This window comes from Fibrobacter sp., assembly GCA_024399065.1.
Lineage (GTDB): Bacteria > Fibrobacterota > Fibrobacteria > Fibrobacterales > Fibrobacteraceae > Fibrobacter.
The window spans coordinates 1-6,303 of sequence record JAKSIB010000069.1; the positions used below are offsets into that span (position 1 = coordinate 1).

General features: G+C 49.6%; 4 protein-coding genes. 3 read left to right on the top strand and 1 reads right to left on the bottom strand.

The genetic code is table 11. From position 1 onward, the window contains the following. A partial coding sequence (locus tag MJZ25_16200) for an NADP-dependent isocitrate dehydrogenase (protein MCQ2125717.1) occupies window positions 1–1,076 on the bottom strand: 1,076 nt, incomplete at its 3' end. Between the two features lie 255 nt (window positions 1,077–1,331). Here MJZ25_16200 and pelA point away from each other — a divergent pair. From pelA to MJZ25_16215, 3 genes are all read left to right on the top strand, one after another. Continuing rightward, a complete protein-coding gene (gene pelA, locus MJZ25_16205) occupies window positions 1,332–3,098 on the top strand; it encodes a pectate lyase (GenBank protein ID MCQ2125718.1) in 1,767 nt (588 codons plus the stop codon). Further along, complete coding sequence (locus tag MJZ25_16210) at window positions 3,098–5,224, top strand: pectinesterase family protein (GenBank protein MCQ2125719.1); 2,127 nt, start codon at window positions 3,098–3,100, stop codon at window positions 5,222–5,224. The genes pelA and MJZ25_16210 overlap by 1 nt, the downstream gene beginning before the upstream one ends. A gap of 97 nt (window positions 5,225–5,321) precedes the next feature. Beyond that, a complete protein-coding gene (locus MJZ25_16215) occupies window positions 5,322–6,230 on the top strand; it encodes a hypothetical protein (GenBank protein MCQ2125720.1) in 909 nt (302 codons plus the stop codon). Window positions 6,231–6,303: the final 73 nt, after the last annotated feature.

Genomic DNA, 6,303 nt, shown 5'->3' on the forward strand with positions numbered 1-6,303 from the left:
TTGCCTTCCTTGTTCCACATGCAGCCGGAGTTACGGATCATGGCCGGCATGGAGGCGTCGATAATCACGTCGCTGGGGACGTTCAGGTTGGTGATACCCTTGTCGGAATCCACCATGGCGATAGCCGGGCCGTTTGCCAGGGCGGCATCGATTGCAGCCTTGACTTCAGCTTCCTTCGGATTGCCTTCCAGGCGCTTCAGGAGGTCGCCCAGACCATTATTTTCGTTAACACCGATTTCCTTGAACAGGTCGGCGTACTTGGTAAATACATCCTTGAAGAACACGCGAACAAAGGCACCGAACATGACGGGGTCGGAAACCTTCATCATGGTAGCCTTCAGATGCACGGAGAAAAGCACGCCCTTGGCCTTGGCGTCGGCCATCTGGTCGGCGATGAACTTTTCGAGAGATGCCATGCGCATCACGGTTGCATCCAGGATTTCGCCAGCGAGAGTGGGCTTTGCAGCGCGAAGTTCAGTGACGGAACCGTCAGCAGCTACAAATTCAATCTTGAAGGTATCAGCATCGCCCAAAGTCACGGACTTTTCGTTACCGTAGAAATCGTCGGCAGTCATGTAGGAAACATGAGTCTTGCTGTCGGCAGACCAAGCGCCCATCTTGTGGGGATTCTTCTTGGCGTAGTTCTTTACGGCCTTGGGAGCACGGCGGTCGGAGTTACCCTGACGGAGCACCGGGTTCACTGCGGAGCCCTTCACCTTGTCGTACTTGGCACGAATTGCCTTTTCTTCTTCGGTCTTGGGTTCATCGGGATATTCCGGAACGTCGAAACCATTCTTCTGAAGTTCAGCAATGGCAGCCTTCAACTGGGGGAGGGAAGCGGAAATGTTAGGGAGCTTGATGATATTTGCAGAAGAATCCAGAGCCAGGTTGCCCAGGAAACCAAGGTCGTCTTCAGCCTTGCCAAAAACAGCGAGAATTCGGCCGGCCAGGGAGATATTCTTGGTATCCACATCGATGTCGGCGGTCTTTGCGAAAGCCTTGACAATGGGAAGGAGGGATTGGGTAGCGAGGAACGGAGCCTCGTCGGTAATGGTGTAGTAGATCTTCGGATTCATAAAGCACCTATGTTTAAATTTTAACGTTCCAAAAGTAGCAAAAACCGAGCCAAAATCATAGTCTTGGACAAATTGACAACGATAAACGGCTTTTTCAACGAGAAAAACATGATTTTTGGTATAGTTTTACTTTTGTAAAGGTGTTGTCTGCAGGCAACACTCCAAAAGAGTGTAAAGGTCCGTTTGAACAATTTTAACATAGATTGTAAAATGGATGTAATAGGCGAAGGCCTATGGGTAAAAAAGGATGTGTGTATGAAACCCAAGTTAAACCTGGCAATTATTGCTGGCATTTGTGTATCTAGTGCTTTTGGCGCCACTTACGAACCACCTTCTACGGCTGTTTCCAAAATTAACAGCTACCGCGGCTACTCCGAACTGACTAACGCAGCCAAGGGCATGGATATTGACCAATACGCCTACAACATGACCACCTGGCAAATCAGCAATGGCGGTTTTTACAAGGCCATGGCAAGCAAGTACGTAAGCGCCTATGCCGGCGGGCAAAAGTCCGAGTGGCGCTCCGCAAGCGGTGGCGACCTGGCCACCATCGACAACGACGCCACCGTACAGGAAATGCGACTGTTGGCAGTCCGCTACAAGGAAACCACCAACGCCACCTACAAGGCAGCATTCAAGAGCAGTTTCAACAAGGCCGTCAATTTCCTTTTGACCATGCAGCGCTCCACAGGCGGCCTGCCTCAGGTTTGGCCCAAGCGCGGCAACTATAGTGACCACATTACGTTAAATGACAACGCCATGATTCGCGCCATGGTGACCATGATGGATATCGCCAACAAGACGTCGCCCTTCGACAGTGACATCATCGATGACGCTACCCGCGCCAAGATGAGCGGCGCCATGGACAAGGCCATCAATTACTTGCTGAAGGCCCAGATTATCAATAATGGCGTACCCACCGTGTGGTGCGCCCAGCACGATACCGCAAACTACGCTCCCCGCCCAGCCCGCGCCTACGAACTGGAAAGCAAGTCCGGCAGCGAATCCGCAGGCGTTGTCTGGTTTCTGATGAACTGGCCTAACCAAACTCCTGAAATCCAGCTGGCAGTCAAGAGCGCCATCAACTGGTACAAGAAAACGAAGGTCACTGGCCTTTACTTCAACAAGAAAGCAGGAACATTTGACAAAAAAGACGGCAGCGTACTGTGGTATCGTTTTTATGAAGTGAACAACGACAACTACTTCTTCTGCGATCGCGACGGCGCCAGCACCAAGACACAGGACTTCACCAGAATTTCCGAGGAACGCCGCACTGGTTACCAGTGGGCAGGCGAATACGGAACCGCACTCATTAGCACCGAAAAAGCATATCTTGAAGCTCTTGAAAAATTAAGCGACGATTACGTACCGCCTCCTCCCCCGCCGCCTCCTGTTGCCATGTGCGGAAGCGACACCTGCAGTTTTGTCATCGACGGAGCGAATTCCGTTGGCATCAAGGGCATCAAGGCTGAGACGACAAACGCGGGTTACATCGGCGAAGGCTACGCCAACGTGGATAACGAAGTGGGCAGTTACGTCACTTACGGAGTTACCGCAGCAAAGGTTGGCACATACACCTTGTATGTACGTTTCGCAAACGGCGGGAACTCCGCACGAGGTTTCAGAGTTTCAACAAAGGTTACCGCAGACCTGGATACAAACGCCATCGAAGACGCACAATCTATTACGCTCGTAGACTCCGCTAGCATGGAAAGCACCGGCGCATGGACCACTTACAAAACAATTTCTGTTGAAGTAAAGCTGTCCGAAGGATATAACGAAATTACATTCACCAGTTTGGAAAAAGACGGCATGGCAAATATCGATGCCATCGGCTGGATGAGTGACGATTTGAAGGTCGGGAAAATAAAGATTGAACAGAATACAGAGTCTATCAAGGCAAACAGTTTTGCAAAGAAATCTATGAACAAATCCTATTACGGAAAGTTCGGCAAGGGCGCTGGAGTCTATTACATTCTGAACGGAAAGAACAAAACTGTTCGCGTTAACGGTAGGGAATAATGAGAAAGACTTCCCTAATCATTGCAAGCTTCCTCGCCGCAGGTCTTGTGACCGACGCATTCGGCATTACCAAGAAAAAGTTTGACTTTGTTGTTGGCGTCGATGGTGATTTTAAGGCGGCAGCAGCAGCGGCAGCGGCAGCCAAGCCCTCCGAAAACAACCGTTTCGTGATTTTCTTTCCCGAGGGAGAATACGACATTACAAAGGTGACCGGCGATTCCCATGGTCGAAGCGCTTTTTCCACCTCATACGTTTCGCTGGTTGGTCAAAACCGCGACAAGACAACCATTTCTAACACCACAGACACCGAAGGCATCAGCGTTACTGCGACCTTGTACTTTCCCAATAACAACGGGATGTACATGCAGGATCTGACGGTGCGTAACAAGAGTTCTTTTGCAAGCGCCGAAGCTGCCCGACAGGTAACAATCCAGCAGATTGGCGACAGGTACATTTTCAAGAATGTACGTTTGCTCAGCGGACAGGATACCTACTACACCAACAAAGGCGGCAGAACTTATTGGGAAGGCGGCGAAATCCAGGGTACAGTGGACTTCATCTGTGGCGATGGCGACGTATGGTTTGAAGGCACCAACCTGGTCATGACCCGTAATGGAGGCTACATTACCGCAGCCAAGACTTCTACTAGCTGGGGCTACGTCTTTAACAACGCAAAAATCAACGTATCCAATAACAGCTTCAATGGAACTTTTTATTTGGGACGTTCCTGGGGACATGCTAAAACTGTATTCCTGAACACCACCATGTATGCACAGCCGAGAGCAGAAGGTTGGGGTCCGGATATGAATTCTGGTCCAGATGTCTTCGGCGAATACAACAGCAAGAACGGAAACGGCGGTGCCGTGGACGTCAGCAGACGCAAGACCTACTTTGACGGAGGCAAGGACGCTTCCACAGCAAAGAATTTGAAGACCGTGTGGAGTGCCAGCGACGCAGCCAAATACACCCTAGCCAATGTTCTAGGAGGTTCCGACAAGTGGGAACCCAACAAATTAACTCAGCAGGTTAATGCTCCAAAAATTTCTCAGGATGGTGCCGACATTGTCTGGGCCGATGATGAAAATGCTCGTTGCTGGGCGGTATTCGTCAACGGGAAATTCAAGACCAGCGTTGCAACAAATAGCGTTTCTACCGAAGGTATCGCTGTTGGTTCCAAGGTTACTGTCCGTGCAGCAAATTCCATGGGCGGCCTGGGAGCAACCTCTAATGAAATCTCCGTACTGGAAAGCAACGTCACCTATTTCAACGTAAAATTAAACGAATCCATCGGCGGATCCATTGAAACAGGTCTGAACAGCAATAAAGTGGCAGAAGGAAAAACAGTCTCATTTACTGCCAAACCCGTGGACGGTTGGAAATTTGCAGGCTGGACCGGAGCTAGCGCCGGAAATGCTACCGACGCAACCATAGAAATCACCGTCTCCAAAGATATCGAACTGGGAGCCATCTTCACAGCCTCCGGCGTTTCAACCTTCCAGGCAGAAAGCGGAATCATTGTAAACGGCATTAACGAAAGCACCAACGCAGGCTTTGCCGGAAGCGGCTACGTGAACTTCGGTGCAGGCAATTCCAGTGTCAAGGTCCCCGTTTATGTGGATGCCGCAGGCACCTACAACATGGAAATGTTCTACGCCAACGGAAGCTCTGCCAGCCGTGACCTGATTATACAAGCTCTGGGAACCACCGGCGCCGAGGAACAGCAGATTACCTTCGAAAAGACCACCGACTGGAAAACCTACCCCTCTAAGGAAACAACCATCAAATTACCTCGAGGCGCAAGCTACATCCAATTTGCAGTGGTGGGTAGCAACGACGGACCCAACCTAGACCAAATTAAGCTGACTCCCATTGATGTGGAAAAAAGCGAAGATACCACCGCAACGGATTCCTCTGAATCATCCCTTATAAGAGACATACGCTTGAAATCATCCCACGAAACATTTAACCTGCAAATTTTCAGCGTTCAAGGGAAGTTAATCAAATCACTAAAAAATGCAACATATAACGACGTTCTAAATTCAAAGCGAATCCTTCCTGCGGGCACATACCTGTTTAGGGAATCCTCCCAAGGATTTAGAAAATCAACTGTCATCAGAATCCAATAAACATTTAAAGCCTCGGCCAACCCGAGGCTTTCCCTTTATGCATACTCCTTTAACCTTTATCCTTTCTCCTTTAAACTATTTTGTATATTTGCGATGTATGTTAGGTATTGAGCAAAAGAAAGGCAATGACGAAAACTTGTGCGGTCGCATGATCGCATACGCTAGAATCTTACCCGTTCCCGAGGGAGAATCAAACACATCGCCCTTTGACGACATGATTCAAAACGGTTTGCTCACTTTAGAAGGGGACTTCCGCCAGGCTGCAGAAAAGCGCAACCGAAACGCATTCACCAAAGCCGTCGACGCCAAGTTGGACAATTTGTTGGAAACCATGCAGGAAGAAGGCATGGATCTCCCGGCCAACATTGATGTGGAAGCCGCCCGCGAACGCCTCCATGAGCTTTCCAACATGGAAGTCATTCCTATTCCTGCCCGCATCGGAAACTTCACCAAGGAAGAAGACATACTGCAGGAAGATGCAGACATCTACTACATCGGTGAATTCGTCGGTGCGAACCAGGCCCACTATTGCCTTACCACGCTTCCGATTTACTATCAGGCAAAGTACCGCGAACAGGCCAAGCGCGAGGAAATGGATTTCCTAAGTGCCGCCTTGGAACAAATTGAAGCTGGAGACTTTGTAGATACCGACGACTTGCAAAAGAACAACGAAGAGTTGTTCCCCGCTGGCATTACCCTAAATAACTTTGTCGGAGATCTATCCAAACTTTTGAACGTCCGAGTCATTCCATTCTTGCTAGCCTTGGAAAGCGATTACGACTACGACATTCAAGTCCAGCAGTTCTTCACTTTCATGAAAGGCTATCCCGACCAGAACGACATTAAGCGTATCGACATATCCTTACGCGAAATTCGCAATCAGCGTGATTCCATGGTTGCCCGCCAACTGTTGGAGCTCAGTTGCAAGAAAGTCTGCGCAGTTTACGACGAAGACGCCGCCTTGGCACAAAAAATCAGCCAGGACATCACAGATTTGCTGAAATAAAAAAGTGACCCACCGGCCCGCCGGTGGTTCTTCATATACGGGCGTAGCCCTACAATACTAGCTGCGTGCAAGG

Coding starts and splice junctions, on each gene's coding strand:
- pelA (MCQ2125718.1), top strand. CDS start 1,332: ATGAAACCCAAGTTAAACCTGGCAATTATTGCTGGCATTTGTGTATCT.
- MJZ25_16210 (MCQ2125719.1), top strand. CDS start 3,098: ATGAGAAAGACTTCCCTAATCATTGCAAGCTTCCTCGCCGCAGGTCTT.
- MJZ25_16215 (MCQ2125720.1), top strand. CDS start 5,322: ATGTTAGGTATTGAGCAAAAGAAAGGCAATGACGAAAACTTGTGCGGT.